General features: G+C 69.4%; 1 protein-coding gene. It reads left to right on the forward strand.

Annotation, left to right across the window (positions count from 1 at the left end; all coding sequences use genetic code 11):
• Positions 1 to 145: 145 nt before the first annotated feature.
• A partial coding sequence (locus IEZ11_RS50495) for a hypothetical protein (RefSeq protein ID WP_189269867.1) occupies positions 146 to 556 on the forward strand: 411 nt, incomplete at its 3' end.

The following is a 556-nucleotide window of genomic DNA, read 5'->3' on the forward strand; positions in this document are numbered from 1 at the left end:
CACCGGCCTGCAGTACCGCTCTGGCCGGATCGTGGAACGCGCCCGCGCCGTGCGCCGTAGCCTCACCACGACCTCACCGCCCAAAGTGGTGCGGGACTTCGACGAGCGCCTGCACGGCGTCTACCTGTAGGGGAGTGACCACGGCATGAGGGTGGGGATCACCGGGCACCGCGGACTGAGCACGCAGGTCGAGGAACAGGTGCGGGCTCTCCTGGCCGACCAGGTCAGCCAGTACAACCCGGCCGAACTGATCGGCGTCTCGTGCATCGCCGACGGCCCCGACGCCTGGTTCGCCGAAACCGTCCTGCAGCACGGCGGCAGCCTTGAAGTGGTCGTCCCGGCCGCCGAGTACCGCCAGAGCCTGCCCGACTGGCACCACCCCGTCTACGACCGGCTCATCTCCCGCGCGGCCGACGTCCACCACACCGGCATGACCGAGTCGACCTCCGAAGCCCATCAGGCCGGGTCCGAAATCCTTGTCGGCCTGGTGAACGAACTGCTCGCCGTGTGGGACGGGAAGCCGGCATGGGCATACGGGGGCACCGCGGACGTAGTG

It is taken from the genome of Streptomyces fuscichromogenes (genome assembly GCF_014645815.1).
Taxonomy (GTDB): domain Bacteria; phylum Actinomycetota; class Actinomycetes; order Streptomycetales; family Streptomycetaceae; genus Streptomyces; species Streptomyces fuscichromogenes.